We start from the raw sequence: 18,156 nt of genomic DNA on the forward strand, positions 1-18,156 counted from the left end.
GCGATTTTAGCGGGCAGTGTATTTTAAGGATTGACGATGAATGTCGAAGAAATGGGCTCTGCCTTGCCTGCATTGACCAATGCCTGGTAAACAAAGGCGGCTACCTCTGCACGAGTCGCTTCTCGATTGGGGTTCAGCAGGTTGAGGTTCGGATGGTTCACCACAATTCGCCGCTGGGTTGCCGAAGCCACAAACTTCGTGGCATAACTGGGAATCGTATTGCCATCCTGATATTTTGCCAAGATGGATACGTTGCCCTCGCCGTATTGCAGTCCATTAGCCAAGGCCACTAACACTTGCACCCGAGGAATGCGTTGTTCCGGTTTGAACAAGCCACCGGGATAGCCTGCCATAAAGCCTCCCTTTGAGGCTGTTTGAATCGCTGAATAGCCCCAAAAACTGGTTGAGACATCGCTAAATTCAACCGCATTCCGGCGAGGGGCAGGGCTAAAGGCTTTGTTGATAATGGCCGCAAACTGAGCACGGGTTACAGGGGCTTCCGGCTTAAAAGTCCCATCGGGGAAGCCCGCAATGATATTTTTAGCTGCCAGTTGTTTGATAAATGCCTCTGCCCAGTGACCTTTGATGTCTGTGGGGCCTGCGATCGGGTCGTCGATCGGAACACCCGTATCCTTTGCCAACAGAATCACTTTGCCACTAATCTTCTTCGGGTCAATGTTGTTGCCAATGGCAGAAATTTCTTGACTCCCAGCATTATTCACATCCAACTTAGCGTTGTTGCGAACGGTGTTGTTGCCATCATCGCCATTAATTCCCAGATCTGGCTTTGCATTAACCGTTGCGACAATTCCATCCCGTTGATTATTCAGGATGCTGTTGCCCCGCAGGACGGGTTGAGCCGAGTCATTTATGTAGATTCCGTCTTGGTTTTGGGTAATTTGGTTGTTTTCCAATCGAGGTGTGGAAGTCCCGCCGATCGCCAGCCCAAAGCCTGTATCCTGCATGATGTTATTGCGGATTAAACCTTGGGCAGTCCGCGCGATCGAAATCCCGTTGCCCTGGTTCTTCAGAAACACACTATCGGTAATCGTGGGATTGGCGGTGCCAGTGATAAAAATTCCTTCCCGCGCACTGTAGGTGAAGGTGCAATTGGTAATGGTGGGATTGCTGGACTCCACCCAAATGCCTGTACCGCGACTCAGGGGGTTCGTCACATTGACCCCGCGAATCTCACTATTTTCAGCTGCAAGAATCGTAATGTTTTGGCTGGCAAAGGTGGGACTCACGAAACTGCCGCCGCCGATGATCGTCGTGGTGGTTCCCTTATTGGGTTCATCCCCCCGCAAAATGATTCCTGATTTCAACCTTAGCGGAAAGACCTCGCCGCTATCTTTGGTGTAACTGCCGGAGGACAGTTGGATGACCGTTCCTGGCTGCGCCTGTTGCAGGGCATAGGTGATGGTTTTGAAGGCCGTCGCATCGGTTTTGCCCCCCGTGGGGATATCCTGCCCGAGGGCGGAGTTGACGTAGAGAATGGGAGCACTAATCGGAAGTTGTGCGGTCAGTTGCGCTGGAGTCAATGGTAACGGGAGCGGATTGGCCAGTACCGGGGCGATCGCCGAGAGGGTGGTCAATCCTGCAAGACCCGCGAGGACGATCCAGCGCAGGGATATTCCAGAGTTCGATGCTGGGATAGTACCTCTAAAAGAGGGTTGAGATGGTTGTTGCGCGATCGCGGTTGCGTCGATCGACTTACCCTGATTCGCCATAGGTTTCTAAATTTTTCTACAAGCTGGAGTGGTTTCGTGGTCAATGACCCGACAAAAAAGTCTGGGTTCCCCATCAGGATTCTGGATAGGGATTCTGAAGAAATATACCCCTGATCTCACAAAAGGCTGCATTCTCCATCAAAATTTGAAAGGGAATGACTGCTTCCCCACGCTTCATTTTTGGAGGGAACCTTATGCAAGACTTTCGCGACTGTTTAACCCATAAGCTCGCTCGGGTCACGATCGCTGAATTCCAACCGGGCAAATTTGAAGAAGCCCAAAGGCTCTACCAAGAGGCGGTAGATACCTATGGGGAGGGCTTTTGTGGAGCCTATTTGCTCCGGGAGCAAGGCAGCGATCGGGGCATCTCGGTGATTTTATGGGATGACGAAGCGGCGATGGCGGCCCATGATACGGCGGTGCATCAAGCGATTCTCAAGCAAATGGCTCCGCTGTTTGCCAGCCGCCCAGAAAATCGCGAGTATGAAGTTGTGAGCGAGGTCGTCCCGTCGGAGGTGTTGGCCTCCTAGCGGTGTTGTTCTAGAGAGGTGTCAGCATGATCGGACAGCAGAAACCCATCGTTCCCTTGCCCGTTGTAGCCCGTGACAGGAATCTTCCTGGAAGGGTACAACGGAACCAATTGCAGGGTTGGGGGCGAATCTTAGCACTGGTATGCGGTTGTCCGATCGGCTTCAGTCTATTATGGGCAGGGAGCTTTCCAGCACAGGCCGCAGAAACGGCGATTGTGAAGTACAGTATCCTGCGGGAGTCGATCCCAGTCCAGGACTTAAGTGAATTTGGCAAAACGGGTACCCAGTCCCCAGCCCTCGCTGCACACCTGAAGTTGGCGAAACGCGATCCGGCCCAAGTGCGTCAAAGCTTGACGGATACGGTGAAGCTGGATAAAAAATTGGCCGATCGGGTGTTGAATAGCCCGATCGGAGATCGTTTGCTTGATGAACTGAGTACTGCGATCTACAATCCTGCGGGAGTGGCCGATCGCCAAGCCCTACGAGCCGCGTTGACCCTATCCGTCCAGGATGATGGCAAACTCTCGGTCTTAGAAGTCTTGGAAAAATATCCGACCAAAGAAGTGCTGATTGATGGCGATCGGATTTCTGAGGTCTACCAACGGTTACGAAAACTGGAAAAACAGTTAAAAAACCCCCTGAGCCTGTTAAAGCTGGGCTAGTTGAAGCTGGGGTTGCTGCTATTCAGTCCCATCAACGGAAGATTACCGTTTACAAATGACCCGGCGCATTTGCTCCATGTTGTTGGGCAAATCCATCTTGATGGCTTCTTGGATAAAGGCACTGGGGACGGGGATCGTCGGTGTTGCTTGGACGGAATAGGTGACGATCGTGCCTTCTCCCCAAGCTTGTAGTTCCAAGTCTGCACTAAAGTCGTTAAAATTCCCCGACTCCATAAAAAACTGAATGCGCTGGTGATGGGTTTCCAGGACTTTCAGATAAACTTCCACCTGAGCCGTAAAAAATAAAAAAGCTTTGCTGGCGGCTTGGTAGAGGCGCTTGATCTGCCGCTTGACTGTTGCGCCACTGGTGTTGATCCCGTTGTGAATCACTTCACTGCGATGGATATCTGGGAAATAAGCTGTCCAGCGGGAATAATCGGTCAACTGCTGCCAAACTTCCGTATAGGGAGCAGGGATGTACATCTTTGCCGTGACTGCACCGCCCCAGGCAGAGTAGGGACGGGTTTCCAGCAGAATCTCACCTTGTAGCAGCGCAGACAGTTTGTCAGATGTTGAGGAAACAGGTGTAGCAACCATGCAGGTATCTAATCCGATGAATGAAGAGTGGATAATCTCTTAATGGATCCATCTAGAGCTGATGGGGATTGAGGTATCCATTAAGACCGTAACGATCCGATGATAAAAAGTGCATCATTCCTTCGTTAAGATTTGAAGAATTCCGAGAGTCTAAGCCTAGATCTCTCGATCACACCTCTCGATCACATTACGAATTCGAAGCGACTTTAAAATTTAAAGCTAGTTTAAAAATTCAGTACGTTTACTGAAATGATCTAAAGTATATCGCCATATTATTACAACTTTTTTACCTACCCCACATCATGGCAACCCTTGAGCGATCGTGCATCCGTAAAGGTATTGTCGGTTAATGTAGAGGATGTGCGAGGATGAGCAATTTTGCGGAGGATCAGTATGGCGCGGGCCCAGAATTCTAGGATTTTTGTCTTTTGGTTCACCTTAGGGCTAACCGCTTTTGTTTGGTTATTACGGGGGATCGGTCTCGTTACCTTTCTTCCTGGCTTTATTTTGGGATTCCTGATCATCGTCTCCCTCGCTTTGTTAATCATAAATGGCTTGATCGAAACCCGATGACTCTCTACGGAGGGGCTGTCAAGATTTGCTGACTCGTAGTGAATCAAGAAATGCTGCTAGGGACTGATAACGGCGCGATCGGGCAGATCTGATCTGCGGCCATATTTGCATCGGAACGCGATCGTGGGGCTTGAGTAACATTGATTGCAATGATTCCTAGCCGTGATTTCTTTGCAACGATTGTTTGCAACGATTTTCCGGACTGTCTGCATAACCTGCTTGTAAGGATAACTATTGGTGGTCACAGGTTAATTGGTCACAGGTTGGTTGGTCATAGATTTGCTAGATGCTCGTCTTCGTTAGATGCTCGTCGAAGAATTAGCCAACATCCCATCTTTGTCAATCGTTCACCTAGTTTATTCCTACAGAGTTCGGTAGCTTACCGGGAGGATAAGTCATCATGAGTCGTGCAGCCAGTGTCGGTGGAATTGTTATTGCAGCAATAGTTGGAGTGGGAGTGAAGTTTGGGGTTCCTGCCTTGCTGAACGAAACCAGCATTGCAATGAACAACCCCTTTCCTAATTCTTCGCCTTTGCATGAACCGTTTTATCGCATGACTAAGAAAATTGCCGATTCCCCGACGATGAAGGAGCAATTTAAGTCAGTCTCTAAGGATCAGGCGGAACAACTGGGCTCAAACCTAGCTAAACAGGGACTCAAGCGGCTAGATGACACCTCTTTGGAACGACGAGCCGTTATTTTATCTAGCATGTTAGCCAAGATGGATACCAAGTCCTGTGCCAGTGTTGTGACAGGGCAACCCCTGACGGGCGATGACCAAAACAATCCCATCTTTATGGCCTTGGAAAAATTAGATCCCCAGTCGATCGACGATTGGTTCCAACTATCCTACAAGGCGATGGAATTAGAAGCCCAGAAAGTCCCTGCTCCAGCCTTTGACCAATCTAAGATGCAGCCCGCGTTGAAAGCTGTTCTCAAAACCATGCCCGAAGACGACGCCCAAAAATTTATTAAAGTCATGCAGTCTATCAGTTCTCCTAGCGGGGCTGCTACGACCTCTTCGGAAGATTCTTGCTGGGCCGGTCGCAAACTCTATGATTCCATGAAATCATTGCCTCAAGAGCATAAGGTGGTGCTAGCGCGTGCCTTGGCCCAAGAGTAGTCGTTATTCCTAGTGCTTCAACGATCGTTGCGTCCTTGAGAGAAGCGATGGTGCCCAGGATTTTCAAACTTGCATAGTCGAAACTTGCATAGTCAAAAAGGACTGAGTGTCTCAAGGCTCAGTCCTTTTTCTTTACACGATTGTTTTCTCTAAGCGATTGTCTGGAGTTAGATCGGATCGAGTTGTTCGCTAAATGAGCCCGCTAGCCGGGGAACTACAGCGTTAACGACTGTATGTCCGTTTCGATTAACTTCGCCAAGTCTTTCAGGAAGGCTGCGGCATGGGCACCATAGATAATTCGGTGATCACAGGTAATGTTGACTTGCATTTGCCGCTTGACGCCAATCATGCCATCTTCATTGGCGACCACCGTGGGACGGGCCGCCCCGATCGCGATAATGGAACCTTGGCCGGGAGGCAGAATGGCATCAAAGGTATCGACGCCAAACATACCTAGGTTAGAAATGGTAAACGTCCCAGTGCTGTACTCGTCCGGCGTCAGTTGCTTGGAGCGGGCCCGATCGACCAAATCCTTCCAACTGCGGGAGAGGCTATAGAGATCCTGTTGGTCAGCGCTGCGCAGAACGGGGGTGATCAAGCCACCATCGGGCATCGCCACTGCAACGGCAATATTAATGGAGCCATTGTAGTGAATGCCATTTTCGACATAACTCGCATTCAACAGCGGATGCTTCTGCAACGTCATAGCAACGGCTTTGGCCAACAGCGCACTCATTGTGACACCCTTAGATTTCACCTGCTTGTAAAGCTTATCCAGGGCATCGGTCGTAATGGTATAGCCGACGCGGAACACAGGCACTTCCAGCGTAGCCACCATGTTTTTCACCACGGCTACTTGCATGGTGTTCATGGCTTGGACTTGCCCCGGAGTGGGGGGCGCAACGGGAGCCGCCGGGGCTTTAGCTGCAACGGGTTTGGCTACCGGAGCCATGGGAGCGGCAATGACCGGAGTCGCAACCGGGGCTGAAGGCTTGCCTGCGGCAGCTTCCACATCTTCCGCCACAATCCGACCGTGGGGGCCAGTTCCGACTAACGTTTCTAAGCTAACGCCTAAGTCCTTAGCCAGTTTCTTAGCTCGAGGAGAGGCCACAATGCGACCGGATGGACGGACAGGAGCCGCTGCACTGCTGCCATTGCCAGAGGCTGCTGCGGTGGAAACTGCAACAGGGGCTGCGGCGGCAGGTTCAGGCGCACTGGCAGATCCACCACCAGCTAAAGCGGCTGCTTTCTGCTTAGCTTCTTCAATTTCGGCTTCGGTTTCAGCAAGCAGTCCCAGGGCAGAACCGACGGGCGCAGAGTCTCCTGCTTGTACAACGATCGCTGCAAGAATTCCTTCGTTGAATGATTCAACATCCATGTCGGCTTTGTCCGACTCCACAATGAGCACGGTTTCGCCCTTTTCGATCTTGTCGCCGGGGGATTTAACCCAAGCGGTGATCTTTCCTTCAGTCATTGTGGAACTGAGCGCGGGCATGAAAATTTCGTGAATCATCGTGGTGGCATCCGAGAAAGTCAGGGTGTTTTGACGGGATTCGCGGACTTAGCTTCCGATCGCATGGATCAGACCTAAATCAGATTTGCGAATACGCAGAATCAAATTTTATCGGAATTAGGTGCCAAGAAATACTTGAGTTCTGGTTGATTCCCCCTCGTTGATTACACATCAGCCGTTTTCTTTTGAGAGTCTAGCCATTGCTGATAAGCCGTTTCGTCTCCGCCAAAGGAATCTACCGAAACCTGGCGTTCTGGCATAGGCTTGAGCGGGGCATTAATGGGGTTGTATTTGCAGTAGCAGATCACCACCATGTCGTAATCCCCCCTGGGAAGATCAGGTGTATAGGTTTCCACCCGCGTGACCTCCCAATCCCCCTTCCGATAATGGGTGCTGTAGCCATGTTCTTTGGGGTCGTGGAGCTGATCGACACGGATAAATTCAGTGGGTCGATAGCCCGGTTCTGGAATGGGTTTATCTGAGCAATCGTAGTGTTCTGCGAGAATGTCGGTGAGTGCTTGAGTATGCTGTAGCTTACGCTCCTTCCAATTAGGTGAGCGCCGCTCTGCTCGAAAGACAATGTATTTACGCATCGTCGCCATCCTCGTTGTCGGTATCGTAGTAAGACTTTGGGAATTCGGTTTTGCCTGCAAACACACAATCAGCCTCAAGAACGGAATCACTGGTTTCTTCCACACCAACCAGTTGCCATCCATACTTTTCTGCCATTTCCTCACAGTCTGCTTTTTCGGCAGCCGCGTGCCTTGAAACGTTTTCGTCTTCGTCGTATCTGGGTTTTGGCATACTTGCTAAATTAAATGGCTTCTTTCTCGGATATGTAATGCTGAGATAAGTTAGCTTGGTTGAAGATGCTTACTAAGTGTATTTGTACTTATTAGAGCACACTTCACCCTTGGGTTTTGACCCACGATCGCAGTAGTGTGAGCGCTCTTGCTAATCCTAGGGTTTCGCTTTCGGCTAGAAATTCTGTGACTTTGGCGATCGTTAAAAAATCGTAGGCGGGGCTGATTTGCACAGGTCGATATCCCCCACGATCGAGGGCCCAAATTTTCAAGTCTCCCTTCAGCACCTCTTCGCCTACGGTGGTGACGTACTGCCAGATTTCGGGCACGCCCATGGTTTCGTAGAAAGACAGCCGCTTAGGACTATCCGACTCTTGCAAAGCGATCTCGATCGCGATGTCCGGCGGGGGCACTTGAGTGACATCCAGCTTGCCGGATGGGGGGATCGCTGGTGCATTTTCTAAGTAATAGCAAGCCATAGGTTGTATCGCCCGTCCGATCTCCGGCTGCAGCAGCAGGACATTGCCGGGACTGACTAGGGAATCCCCCATTTCATCGGCAACCACCAGCAAGAGGGACTCCAATAAGCGATTGCAGCGATTGTGCTCTTCTAAAGGCGTCATCATCTCCAACCGCCCCCGATCGTAGGTCAAATGCGCTTCCCGATTGCTGCCCAGTTCTGCCAGTAATTCTTCTAACTTTGCCCAGGAAATATTTTTCAGCAGAATACGCTTTTCTGTAGCGACAGGCTTTTTGCGAAATAGCATAGGGCAACTAACCTCGTGGGCAACTAACCTTAGCAGCGATCGTGTTCTAGCCTACCGTACTGTGCACTCCCGCTGCGCGATTGCTGAAAGGCCCATAAGCAATAAAAAAGGACTGAGCTACCTAACCTTCCGAATCGCGACATTGCACGGGGAAAGCCCAGAAACCCAATCCTTTGGAATTAACAATCAGCCAAATCTATCGACAATCAGCCAAACCTATTGCAGCGAAGTCGTTGCGAGTCGTTGCAAAGCCTATAGAACTCTTCCTCTAGCATACCCACCTAACGAGGGTCTATGCATATTCGTTGATCTCAAGTGCCTAAAATTTACAAATCTTTTAAGTTACCTGAGATCCCATGCCCCAGAGGTCAGCTTTGAGTCACCACGCTCTAAGCGGTATCACCCACTCACCTAGGCAAGTAAACCAAGACGTTTGCCATTGTCACGCGCCAACCGAATCAGGTTTTGCCGTTGGGTGCGATCGATACCCAGAGCGTTGCAAACGTTGGTGATCACCTTGGAATGTTGCGCGATCGCCTTGCCCCGTAACGCTACGAAACGCTCACTACCTAAAAAGTTACGAACCAAAACCACGATCGGTGCAAACATAACAAGTCTCCTCAAGTCAAGTCTAGTAATCATTCAACTGTCCCCAAGCTCAAGGATTTGCCTCACCCATCCTGTCTCAAACCTTTTCTAGAGGCTTGCCTCGAGACTTGTTAACTTATGTAAATTAATGTAAACAATTTGTTACAAAGTGTCAAGGGTTTTGCCAAGAAATTTTCTTTCCTGCCGTCAATAGCCTGTTTCGATGAGTGCATCAGTAAAGGTACGGTTGGGAAAGTGCCCCTTTTGTGCAGGAAAGCGCCAGCGGAATGTGCAACGATCGGGAAACTTTTGCATAACGCCTTTACAATCACGCCTACTCAGGCCAATGCGTTGCCCTGGGAGGCTGAGGAGTTCCTGTTGATCATGAAGCGATTACAAAGAGTAGGTTTACAAAGGCTGGATATTCAGAGAGTCGGGTTTCACCCTGAAATGGATTTGCCGACAATGAGCCTCCATCGGCTAGAAATGAACCGACGGGTACTGCGCCGATTAATCAAGTGGGTTGGGATTACCAGTGGGACGATCGTCACCCTTGTTTCCTTGGCCGCAGTGCTTCCCCGCCGTTGGGGTTACCAGCCTTTGCGCTGTGAGGCTAGTCCCTATCGGGTTTATGTGGCGGGAGAAGCGTTACATGTCAATCTGATCCTGCCGGTGGAAAATGAAGCATTTAACTGGCGTGGATTCCTGGATTTGAAAACGATCGGTTCCGACGCTCGGGGCAATTATCAATATTTAAAATTCGGCTGGGGCGATCGGGACTTCTACATGAACACGCCCAGCTTGCAGCAACTGAAAGTCAGTCGAACGCTGCGATCGCTGTTTTGGCCGGGAAATCCCACGACGATGCATGTGCAGGGCTACGATCAACTCCCCAACGAAGCCGGGGTTGATCTACGGTGTATCGGCGTTAGTCGATCGGATTACTTAAACCTTGTGGCCTACCTCAAAGGCTCATTCAAACTAAACCAGGGCAAACCTATTCGGATCCAAAATGCTTTTTCCCCTACCAGTGGTTTTTATGAGGGTACGGGGCATTATTCCCTCGCGAGAACCTGTAATACCTGGGCCGCCCAGGGCTTGGACGCTGCCCAAATTAACGCGCCTTGGTGGTCAGCCATTGCCCAACCTGTGATGTATCAACTACCCAAACCATCACCCTAGGCTGAATTGAGGTCGTCTACGAAGAAATAACCTTCCCGGTTTACCCATCTACCTGCCTACCCGCTTATCCACTCACCCAGCCACCCCTTGGGATTTCATTTGTACGTTGTTCTTTGGCTTGACCCGAGAATTCCCCTGCTTCTCACAAAGTTTGTCCTTCCCCCTGTCCCCCAAAAGCCCTATCCTACTGATTAGCCTTTTTTTAGGTACATCCGTCAGACTGGGAAGGACGCTAGTTAGAACATGCAGTTTTCCAAAATTTTGATTGCTAATCGGGGTGAAATCGCGTTGCGGATTATTCGCACCTGCGAAGAGATGGGGATTGCCACAGTGGCCGTCCATTCCACGATCGATCGTAATTCGCTGCATGTCCAGTTGGCTGATGAAGCCGTTTGCATTGGCGAACCCCCCAGTAACAAGAGTTATCTCAACATTCCCAATATCATTGCAGCGGCCCTGACCCGCAATGCCACGGCAATTCATCCTGGTTATGGTTTTTTAGCGGAAAACGCTCGGTTCGCTGAAATTTGCGCCGATCACAAAATTGTCTTCATTGGCCCATCGCCGGATTCGATTCGATCGATGGGGGACAAGTCCACCGCCAAGAAAACCATGCAGCGGGTAGGCGTTCCCACGGTTCCCGGCAGTAAAGGCTTGGTGGAAACGGAGGAAGAAGCCCGCACCATTGCCCAATCGATCGGCTATCCCGTCATTATCAAAGCTACAGCGGGGGGCGGCGGACGGGGGATGCGCCTCGTGCCCAGTGATGAGGAACTGTCGAAATCCTTCTTCGCGGCCCAAGGCGAAGCAGAGGCAGCCTTTGGCAACTCCGGGGTTTACATTGAAAAATTTGTGCAAAATCCCCGCCACATCGAGTTCCAAATTTTAGCGGACAGCCACGGCAACGTGATCCATCTTGGTGAGCGGGAATGTTCGATTCAGCGGCGGCACCAAAAGCTGTTGGAAGAATCGCCCAGTTGTGCCCTGACGCCGGAATTGCGGGAAAAAATGGGAACGGCTGCCGTCCTAGCTGCTAAAGCAATTAACTATGTCGGCGCAGGTACCGTGGAGTTTCTGCTGGATCAGTCCGGGGAGTTCTACTTCATGGAAATGAATACTCGGATTCAAGTGGAACACCCCGTCACGGAAATGGTGACGGGGGTTGATCTGATTGCCGAGCAGATTCGCATTGCCCAAGGGGAAAAGTTGCATTTTACCCAGGATCAGATTCAACTCAAAGGCCACGCGATCGAATGTCGGGTGAACGCGGAGGATCCGGAGCACAATTTCCGGCCCAGTCCCGGACGCATTAGTGGCTATTTGCCCCCCAGTGGTCCCGGTGTGCGGATGGATTCCCACGTTTACACCGACTACGAAATTCCGCCCTACTATGATTCCCTGATTGGCAAACTGATTGTTTGGGCGGAGGATCGCCCCTCAGCAATTCGGCGCATGAAGCGAGCCCTGCGGGAATGTGCCGTGACAGGCTTACCCACGACGATCGCCTTCCACCAAAAAATTCTTGACACACCCGAGTTTCAGAAGGGTGATATCTACACTAACTTTGTGGATAAGGTCATGTTCCAGCGGGGCTAGGCAGGATTGTCCAGCTCTCCTGAACCAGATGGGACGTGAATGGAGGGATGGGGAGGACTCGATGAAAAATATGATCCGTCGCTTGCAATCTCGATCACGCCATGCCCGCGATCGCATGGCTGACATATCGTTGTTTGCTCCGATCTCGGCCTCTCCGGGTGATGTTTTGACCGCGCCGCCGCCGGAGAGTTTGCTGGCACCCTCTGCTCTGCCCTATCTAGCCGAAGTGGTCATTGTGCTTCCGGTGTATAACGAACAAGCTTGCATTGAACGAACCCTCAACGCGATCGAGGCTTATCTAGAAAACCATCCCAACTACATTTTTCTGTTTGTGAATGATGGATCCCGCGATCGAACTGCCGCGATTCTGACGGAGCATATTCGCACTGTGGATCATCACCAGATTCAACTCCTGTCCTACCAGCCCCAAGGTGGCAAGGGGCACGCCATTCGCACGGGCATGCGCTGTAGCCAGTCGGAGCTTCCTGGCAACTTTTTCTGCTTTTTAGACAGCGATCTAGCCTATTCCTTGGATCATTTAGATTTGCTGATTGAGCAACTTTACGAAGACGAGGTGGTGATTGGTTGTCGCAATCAAGTCGCAGCCAGTCTGCAACGGGTCAGCCCCCTGCGCAAGGTCGCGGGCAAAATTTACAATTGGTTTTCTCGAGCCATCCTAGGACTGAGTTACCGAGACATGCAGGCGGGTCTCAAGGGCTTCCGCCGGGAGGCCGCCCAAGTGTTGTTTGCGAAACAACGCCTGACGGGATTTTCCTTCGATGTCGAGCTGATTTACCTCGCCCACAAGTGGGGCTTCTCGATCGGGGAAATTCCTGCTACAGTGTCCAAGTCTCATCAGGCCAAAGTGTCTAAGGTCAACCTGTTGCAGGACTCGCTGAAGATGCTACTCGACCTGCTGAAGATTCGTTGGAATGACCTGTTAGGACGATATTGCTAGTGTCTGGGTTAAATTTCCTGTCGTTTGTGGGTTTATTCGCCCTCTGCGGCATTGCATGGTTGGGATCGGAAAATCGCCGCCAAATTCCCTGGAAGGTGATTTTGTGGGGGCTGGGCTTGCAGCTCCTGTTGGGACTATTGGTCTTTCAAGTGGAAGCCAGTCGATTGGTAATTGAACTGGTGAGCCGCAATATCAATGCCGTTCTAGATGCGACGGAAGCGGGCGCACGGTTTCTGTTTGGCGATCTGCTCGTCCCGGATTTCACGAAGCCCACTGGGCCGATCGCGGCGGGTCGTTGGATTGCCCGTACGGTGACGCCTGCCTACGTGCCAGTTCCGGGCGATCGCCTCAGTCCAGAGAATTTAAATCTCGGCTATGTACTGGCCTTCCGTGCCTTACCGTCGGTCATCTTTTTCTCGGCGTTGATGGCCTTGCTCTATAATTTGCGCCTGATTCAGCCGATCGTGGCGCTATTTGCCAAGATTTTTCGCCGCACCATGGGCCTGAGCGGAGCCGAAGCGCTAAGTGGAGCCGCCAATATTTTCGTTGGGATTGAGTCGGCCTTGGTGGTGCGTCCATTCTTGGTGGACATGACCCGCAGCGAACTCTGCGCCATTCTTGCCTCTTGCTACGGCAGCATTGCTTCCACCGTATTGGCCCTATATGCCGGTCTGTTGCGGCCTGCTTTCCCCAACATTGTGGGGCATTTAGTGTCAGCTTCATTTATGGCGATTCCCGCCTGTTTTGTCCTATCGAAAATCCTGGTTCCCGAAACGGAGGTTCCCCGTACCCTAGGCGGTATGCCGGATAAAACCGATGCCGAAGAGGAAGAAATCGAAAAAATGAACCCGATGGAGGCGGTGATCACGGGTTCCCTAGACGGCGTCAAGTTGGCAGTGGCGATCGCGGCGTTGTTGATTGCGATTTTGGGCTTGGTGGCGTTGGTCAATCTCTTTTTCGGCAATCTAGCAGCCCTGGCCCAAAGTCAAAATGCGGTGCTTGCCAAGATCGGCAGCCTGTTCAAAGTCATCACGGTTCAGAATATTCTTGGGGCGCTGTTTTTACCCTTAACGGCGCTTACGGGCGTGTCTAGTAGTTGGCCGGAACTGTGGAATGTATCCGTGTTGGTGGGTCGCCGCTTAGTGGAAACGGAGATTCCGTCCTACCTGGAACTGGCAAGATTGTCCCAGGCTGGGGGGTTAAGCGATCGCGCCTTGGTGATTACCAGTTACATTCTCTGCGGCTTTGCCCATATTCCTTCGGTGGGCATTTTTGTGGGGGGCTTTGTCAGCTTGATTCCGTCCCGCCGGAGGGACTTGAGTGAACTGGGCTGGAAGGCGCTCTGGGCGGCGACCTTGGCGACGTTGATGATGGGTTGTATTGCTGGGGTGTTTTATTCCAGTGGGGCAACTCAGTCGATCGTTGGACGCTAGGAAGTGATTAGCTATCGAGGAATTGACATTCTAGGGATTGATACTCTGGGGATTACAAGGCGAGGTAAGTGGGTAATGGTAAGAAAGTTACGTTGGCTGGGCTGGAGTCTGTTAACGGCGATCGTGCTGGTGGTGACCAGTTTTGGGTTCAGTGGCTTCGATCGCTTGCTGGCCCAAACGCCTGCGGCAACGCCAGTACCTGCGCCGACCCAAGAAGCGCCGGTTAACGCAGTGCCGATCTCGCCCCTGCCCGGTTCCCGCGTTGAACCCCCGTCTCCTAGTCCCAGTCCCAGTCCCTTGCCTACAGCGGTTCCGGTGACGATTCCTTCCGGACAAGGTTCGCCCAGCCCCACCGCTTCCCCCCCGCCCTTACCGATTCCCACTGCGCCCCCCGTAGCGCTTCCCTCGGCTCCAGCGTTACCCGTGGCTGGGGAGTATAAGGATCCTACGGGTCGCTTCCGGGTCGCCAAGCTGAAGGATTATCAATTTTCGCCGCTGGGAGACAGCTTTTTAGCGGAAGCGATCGATGGCAAGCTGTCCTATACCGTGTTGGCGCAGTCCCTCGCACAACTGAACTTGCCACCCGTCGTGTCGATCGATCAGTTGGTGCAAGTGGCAAAAACGGCCTTTCAGCGGGGGGAAGGGTTCCAAGTGACAAACCAACAGCCTCTGCTGAATGGGGTATTGCTGGATTGGGCGGGGGCCTTAACGATCGGGGGACAAACGCAGCCGGTTAGCGGCTCGATCGTCGCTAAGCAGGTCAATTCCCAGGTGTTGCTCCTGCTGATTGCGGCAACGGAAGCTGGAAAAAATGATGTACCCGGTGCCCTGACTGCGTTGAATGATAGTTTGCAAGGGCTGTAAATGGAGCGTCGCTAGCAAAATATCTAGAACTTCCGGACTCGTTCCACCAGACTTCATTCCCACATTCTGCCTAGACCCAACCTTTCAGCCAGTAAATCAACATCCCGATATATTCCTTGATGGCGCGGGTGGTCGATCGCAGGTTTTCGGCTTCCGGTAAGAGGTTGAGTAGGAAACTTTGAAGACTGGGCGGTTGATTCGGGGTCGTGACAATGAAATCTGTGGTCGCGGGAATGGGATTCATGCCCAGCTTGCGAAAAATCATCAGCGATCGCGGCATGTGCATCGCCGAAGTCACCAACAGCATCTGCGAAATCTGGTTTTGCTCAGCAATTTTTTGGATATTCACCGCATTTTCGCGGGTATTGAGGGAATTGGGTTCCAACAGCATGGCCGATCGGGGTACGCCCATCGTTTCCATAAACGTAGCCATATCCTCCGCTTCGGAAATGCCAGGGCCACGCCAGCCAATCCGTCCACCACTCAGAATCACCTTGGGGGCTTTGCCGTCTCGGTACAGTTTGGCGGCATAGAGCACCCGATCGCCCTCATCGGACATTTCCACCCAGGGGCGAGGCGGTAAGGCCGATTGGGTCGCCCCGCCCAAAACAGCTATCGCCTGGGCATTGGGCAACGGTTGGGGAAGGTTTTGTTTCTCTAGCGATCGCACTAAAAAAGAACTAAAGGCTCCGCTACTGCTAACCAGCAGAATTACAGTTGATAGGGCGATCGGAATTAATGCAAGCCGCGATCGTTTGCGCAAAATTAAAACGATCGCGGCCACTAGCATCCACAACGCTAAGCCCAATGGGTAAATAAACAGCGGCAGCAGTTTAGAAAGAAACAGAAACATGTCGGTTCATTGATCAAGAAGCAATGAACACTATTTAAGCGCAACTTAAGCGCAACATGACTGGATAGAACGACCGATGGGGCATTGGTTGGGAGATTGTTTAAGCCTCCCGATCGTCCCAATACTTGTCTAGGTCATCTGCGGGTGTAGCAAAGCGGAGATCGTTCAACCCGTCACTTGGTTCAACCCGCTATTTCGTTTCACTTAACTATTTCGTTTCACTTAACTATTTCGTTTCACTTAACTATTTCGTTTCACTTAAATGGCGTAAACTTGGCCATCGAGCAGTAGACGAGTAATGCCCTTGGCGCGGAGATGCAAGGCGGCTTTTTGGAAAACCCGACTGTCGGGCACCTTGATTACCCGTTGGGTGCGCGTATTGGAAAATCGCTTGGCAACCCGATGGTTGTCAAAGACGGGCAGTGTCATTTCTTGAATCTCATCACTGGACATGTGACCCAACTCGCCGAATTCTTGGAGCGGACGCACGACTAAATCCGCTGTGCGATCGACCACCAGGTAACAGACTCGAGGCATCTCAGCATCAGCTAGCGGCACAATGCTAACTACGCTTTGGACGTGTAAGGTCGGCAGGGGCGATAACCCATCCTCCTCCTCGTCATCTTCATCATCAAAGTCTTCGTCTAGATCGTCGAGATCATCTAGATCGTCATCCTCTTCTTCGTCAAGTTCTGCTTCTCGGGAGGCGCTGGCCAGCTCATCCACCACAGAACCTACCATATCTGCATCGACAACGCTTTCTACTTGATTGCGTTTGATGGGTTTGGGCCGATCGGAGGACAACTTTTCGACGGCGGGTAACCTCTCTGCCATTGCGACTTGTTCTGCAACAGCTTCAGAGGCAATGGATTCTGCAACAGCTTCAGGATCCGATTCAGTAACGATCGACCGTCGCCGGGAACGTCGTCCTGCGGATGATTCAGCTTCTACCGTTGGCAATTCTACGGTCTCTAGCAAATTTCCTTGTACGGGCGACACCTCTATCGGCGCGACCTCGATCGGACTGCGCGATCGCTTTTGCTGCACCAAACTGTCATATTCCTCAACGGACATTTCGCTCTTGAGGATCCGACCGATCGTAGTATTGCTCACCCCGTACCGTTCTGCGATCGTCAAAGCGTTCTCAGCGGGGTGGCGATAGAGTTCTACGATTTTACGTTTATCTGCTGCAGTTAGTCGTCGAGCGCTCATGTAGCCACAGGATGGAATTTGCCTTACTTATTCTAAGCCTTCGACTCCCAAAGCAGTCAGAAAATCCCATCAAGAAACTGGAATTTCGATCACTTGCCCCGTTTCCGCCGATCGCCGGGCTGCTTCTGCCACCTTCAAGGTGTATAAACTCTCCTGTACCGTGACATATAGCGGTTTACCCTCAAAGAGGTGATCTAGTACTGCAGCAGTATCCTTGGCGAATAGGCCGCGACGGGTACCCACCGCCAAATTATGCGACCCTTGAGCATTGACCCACATACCATTATCGCCATCAAAAATTAATCCACCCTGACTACCATGCACTTCCAGTTTGCGTTCCGTTTGCCACAGGGCTTCCCCTTTACCGTAGATCACATCTAGGATTAATCCCTGCTGGAATTGCAACTGGACGGAACAGAGGCAACTGCTGTAATAGGCGGGATCGACCCCATTGGTGTGCTGATAATTCACCCGGCAACTGATGGAAGTGACTTGGCCAAAGGCATGGGTAAACCGATGTAAACGCGACAATGCACCCGTTAAGGGAAAGCCAAACAGTTGATGATTAAATGTCCACTTCTGGGGTGCAGGGCGTTGGGGATTGATTGTGGCGTAGCGGGCATAGAAGGGGTTGCCAATTTTGGATAAATTCTCCAGCAGTGCTTGATGCACACCACCCATTAGTTCAATATGTTCCACATGCAGGAGCCGTTTCTGATTTGCGGCCAGGGCAATTAAGGATTCAGCCTCGGATACATCCAGTGCTAGGGGATATTCCACCACTACATGCTTCCCGGCAAATAGAGCGGCTCGGGCGATCGCGGCATGGTCTGCATTGAGGTTGGAAATAATGACCAGATCCACCGCCGATGAATTAACTACGCCCTGCCAAGAGTCAAAGGCTTGGGTTTGATGGGTTGTGGCAAAGACGTCTAATTTGTCACGGGTATGACCCGCCACACCGATTAACTGAGCACGGGGTTCTTCATTAATCACCTCTGCCCGCACCTTGGCGGCGTAACCTGTACCGATGAGCCCTACTCCGATCGGAGGTGTCAACGTTCCCTGTGCCATCTTTTGCTCCCAGCCTCACCATGGTTGTCTAGTCTTAAGGTTACTAGGATTCGACGAGAGACTTGCAGGCGTGCCAATTTTTTGTTGAAGGGGTGGAT

19 protein-coding genes are annotated in these 18,156 nt (G+C 51.6%); 8 read left to right on the top strand and 11 right to left on the bottom strand.

Translation table 11 applies throughout. The annotated features are described in order from the left end of the window. Positions 1–23 precede the first annotated feature (23 nt). Positions 24–1,730: a DUF1565 domain-containing protein gene (locus ACN4EG_RS02500; protein WP_431627576.1), complete on the bottom strand. Its 1,707-nt coding sequence runs from the start codon at positions 1,728–1,730 to the stop codon at positions 24–26. A 194-nt stretch (positions 1,731–1,924) separates the two neighbouring features. Between ACN4EG_RS02500 and ACN4EG_RS02505 the strand changes: the two genes are divergently transcribed. After that, positions 1,925–2,260: an antibiotic biosynthesis monooxygenase family protein gene (locus ACN4EG_RS02505; protein WP_431627577.1), complete on the top strand. Its 336-nt coding sequence runs from the start codon at positions 1,925–1,927 to the stop codon at positions 2,258–2,260. Positions 2,261–2,286: 26 nt separating this feature from the next. After that, the gene (locus tag ACN4EG_RS02510; protein WP_431627578.1) at positions 2,287–2,922 is read left to right on the top strand and encodes an alpha/beta hydrolase; all 636 of its coding nucleotides are present in this window, start codon (positions 2,287–2,289) and stop codon (positions 2,920–2,922) included. A gap of 42 nt (positions 2,923–2,964) precedes the next feature. On the opposite strand, the gene ACN4EG_RS02515 is transcribed toward ACN4EG_RS02510, so the two are convergent. Beyond that, a complete protein-coding gene (locus tag ACN4EG_RS02515; RefSeq protein ID WP_431627579.1) occupies positions 2,965–3,519 on the bottom strand; it encodes an SRPBCC family protein in 555 nt (184 codons plus the stop codon). 290 nt (positions 3,520–3,809) lie between these two features. Then, positions 3,810–3,956 (bottom strand): hypothetical protein, encoded by a 147-nt coding sequence (locus ACN4EG_RS02520; RefSeq protein WP_431627581.1) that lies wholly within the window; start codon positions 3,954–3,956, stop codon positions 3,810–3,812. A 536-nt stretch (positions 3,957–4,492) separates the two neighbouring features. Here ACN4EG_RS02520 and ACN4EG_RS02525 point away from each other — a divergent pair. Further along, a complete protein-coding gene (locus ACN4EG_RS02525) occupies positions 4,493–5,215 on the top strand; it encodes a hypothetical protein (RefSeq protein ID WP_431627582.1) in 723 nt (240 codons plus the stop codon). Positions 5,216–5,429: 214 nt separating this feature from the next. Here the strand turns inward: ACN4EG_RS02525 and ACN4EG_RS02530 are convergent, their stop codons facing one another. From ACN4EG_RS02530 to pgr5, 5 genes are all read right to left on the bottom strand, one after another. Beyond that, entirely contained in the window at positions 5,430–6,689 is a 1,260-nt protein-coding gene (locus tag ACN4EG_RS02530) for a dihydrolipoamide acetyltransferase family protein (protein ID WP_431627583.1), read from the bottom strand. A 203-nt stretch (positions 6,690–6,892) separates the two neighbouring features. After that, on the bottom strand, positions 6,893–7,321 hold the full coding sequence (locus tag ACN4EG_RS02535; RefSeq protein WP_431627584.1) for a hypothetical protein: 429 nt from the start codon (positions 7,319–7,321) through the stop codon (positions 6,893–6,895). After that, positions 7,314–7,532: a hypothetical protein gene (locus ACN4EG_RS02540; protein WP_431627585.1), complete on the bottom strand. Its 219-nt coding sequence runs from the start codon at positions 7,530–7,532 to the stop codon at positions 7,314–7,316. The genes ACN4EG_RS02535 and ACN4EG_RS02540 overlap by 8 nt, the downstream gene beginning before the upstream one ends. Before the next feature lie 103 nt (positions 7,533–7,635). Then, positions 7,636–8,298, bottom strand: a complete 663-nt coding sequence (locus tag ACN4EG_RS02545) for a Uma2 family endonuclease (RefSeq protein WP_431627586.1) — start codon at positions 8,296–8,298, stop codon at positions 7,636–7,638. 411 nt (positions 8,299–8,709) lie between these two features. Further along, positions 8,710–8,907: a cyclic electron transport protein PGR5 gene (gene pgr5 / locus ACN4EG_RS02550; protein ID WP_431627588.1), complete on the bottom strand. Its 198-nt coding sequence runs from the start codon at positions 8,905–8,907 to the stop codon at positions 8,710–8,712. Between the two features lie 243 nt (positions 8,908–9,150). Between pgr5 and ACN4EG_RS02555 the strand changes: the two genes are divergently transcribed. The 5 genes from ACN4EG_RS02555 to ACN4EG_RS02575 all read left to right on the top strand — a co-directional run bounded on the left by ACN4EG_RS02555 (position 9,151) and on the right by ACN4EG_RS02575 (position 14,919). Next, entirely contained in the window at positions 9,151–10,068 is a 918-nt protein-coding gene (locus ACN4EG_RS02555; RefSeq protein ID WP_431627589.1) for a DUF2459 domain-containing protein, read from the top strand. A gap of 243 nt (positions 10,069–10,311) precedes the next feature. Then, positions 10,312–11,664, top strand: coding sequence for an acetyl-CoA carboxylase biotin carboxylase subunit (gene accC, locus ACN4EG_RS02560; RefSeq protein WP_431627590.1), 1,353 nt, complete (start codon positions 10,312–10,314; stop codon positions 11,662–11,664). A 61-nt stretch (positions 11,665–11,725) separates the two neighbouring features. Beyond that, positions 11,726–12,622, top strand: a complete 897-nt coding sequence (locus ACN4EG_RS02565) for a glycosyltransferase (protein ID WP_431627591.1) — start codon at positions 11,726–11,728, stop codon at positions 12,620–12,622. Beyond that, positions 12,622–14,055, top strand: coding sequence for a NupC/NupG family nucleoside CNT transporter (locus ACN4EG_RS02570; RefSeq protein ID WP_431627593.1), 1,434 nt, complete (start codon positions 12,622–12,624; stop codon positions 14,053–14,055). Before ACN4EG_RS02565 ends, ACN4EG_RS02570 begins: the two co-directional genes overlap by 1 nt. Positions 14,056–14,130: 75 nt before the next feature. Continuing rightward, positions 14,131–14,919 (top strand): hypothetical protein, encoded by a 789-nt coding sequence (locus tag ACN4EG_RS02575; protein WP_431627595.1) that lies wholly within the window; start codon positions 14,131–14,133, stop codon positions 14,917–14,919. Between the two features lie 70 nt (positions 14,920–14,989). On the opposite strand, the gene ACN4EG_RS02580 is transcribed toward ACN4EG_RS02575, so the two are convergent. The 3 genes from ACN4EG_RS02580 to ACN4EG_RS02590 form a co-directional block, all read right to left on the bottom strand. Further along, positions 14,990–15,772, bottom strand: coding sequence for a YdcF family protein (locus tag ACN4EG_RS02580; RefSeq protein WP_431627596.1), 783 nt, complete (start codon positions 15,770–15,772; stop codon positions 14,990–14,992). A gap of 258 nt (positions 15,773–16,030) precedes the next feature. Then, on the bottom strand, positions 16,031–16,984 hold the full coding sequence (locus ACN4EG_RS02585) for a hypothetical protein (protein WP_431627597.1): 954 nt from the start codon (positions 16,982–16,984) through the stop codon (positions 16,031–16,033). A gap of 69 nt (positions 16,985–17,053) precedes the next feature. Continuing rightward, positions 17,054–18,058 carry a Gfo/Idh/MocA family protein gene (locus ACN4EG_RS02590; RefSeq protein ID WP_431627598.1) on the bottom strand — a complete coding sequence of 335 codons (1,005 nt, stop codon included), beginning with the start codon at positions 18,056–18,058 and terminating at the stop codon, positions 17,054–17,056. Positions 18,059–18,156: the final 98 nt, after the last annotated feature.

The organism is Alkalinema pantanalense CENA528, from assembly GCF_050753345.1.
Lineage (GTDB): Bacteria > Cyanobacteriota > Cyanobacteriia > Leptolyngbyales > Leptolyngbyaceae > Alkalinema > Alkalinema pantanalense.

Bases quoted from the DNA above. Each gene is read 5' to 3' on its own strand.
- ACN4EG_RS02500 (WP_431627576.1), bottom strand. From the start codon at position 1,730: ATGGCGAATCAGGGTAAGTCGATCGACGCAACCGCGATCGCGCAACAA.
- ACN4EG_RS02505 (WP_431627577.1), top strand. From the start codon at position 1,925: ATGCAAGACTTTCGCGACTGTTTAACCCATAAGCTCGCTCGGGTCACG.
- ACN4EG_RS02510 (WP_431627578.1), top strand. From the start codon at position 2,287: ATGATCGGACAGCAGAAACCCATCGTTCCCTTGCCCGTTGTAGCCCGT.
- ACN4EG_RS02515 (WP_431627579.1), bottom strand. From the start codon at position 3,519: ATGGTTGCTACACCTGTTTCCTCAACATCTGACAAACTGTCTGCGCTG.
- ACN4EG_RS02525 (WP_431627582.1), top strand. From the start codon at position 4,493: ATGAGTCGTGCAGCCAGTGTCGGTGGAATTGTTATTGCAGCAATAGTT.
- ACN4EG_RS02530 (WP_431627583.1), bottom strand. From the start codon at position 6,689: ATGACTGAAGGAAAGATCACCGCTTGGGTTAAATCCCCCGGCGACAAG.
- ACN4EG_RS02535 (WP_431627584.1), bottom strand. From the start codon at position 7,321: ATGCGTAAATACATTGTCTTTCGAGCAGAGCGGCGCTCACCTAATTGG.
- ACN4EG_RS02540 (WP_431627585.1), bottom strand. From the start codon at position 7,532: ATGCCAAAACCCAGATACGACGAAGACGAAAACGTTTCAAGGCACGCG.
- ACN4EG_RS02545 (WP_431627586.1), bottom strand. From the start codon at position 8,298: ATGCTATTTCGCAAAAAGCCTGTCGCTACAGAAAAGCGTATTCTGCTG.
- pgr5 (WP_431627588.1), bottom strand. From the start codon at position 8,907: ATGTTTGCACCGATCGTGGTTTTGGTTCGTAACTTTTTAGGTAGTGAG.
- accC (WP_431627590.1), top strand. From the start codon at position 10,312: ATGCAGTTTTCCAAAATTTTGATTGCTAATCGGGGTGAAATCGCGTTG.
- ACN4EG_RS02565 (WP_431627591.1), top strand. From the start codon at position 11,726: ATGAAAAATATGATCCGTCGCTTGCAATCTCGATCACGCCATGCCCGC.
- ACN4EG_RS02575 (WP_431627595.1), top strand. From the start codon at position 14,131: ATGGTAAGAAAGTTACGTTGGCTGGGCTGGAGTCTGTTAACGGCGATC.
- ACN4EG_RS02580 (WP_431627596.1), bottom strand. From the start codon at position 15,772: ATGTTTCTGTTTCTTTCTAAACTGCTGCCGCTGTTTATTTACCCATTG.
- ACN4EG_RS02585 (WP_431627597.1), bottom strand. From the start codon at position 16,984: ATGAGCGCTCGACGACTAACTGCAGCAGATAAACGTAAAATCGTAGAA.
- ACN4EG_RS02590 (WP_431627598.1), bottom strand. From the start codon at position 18,058: ATGGCACAGGGAACGTTGACACCTCCGATCGGAGTAGGGCTCATCGGT.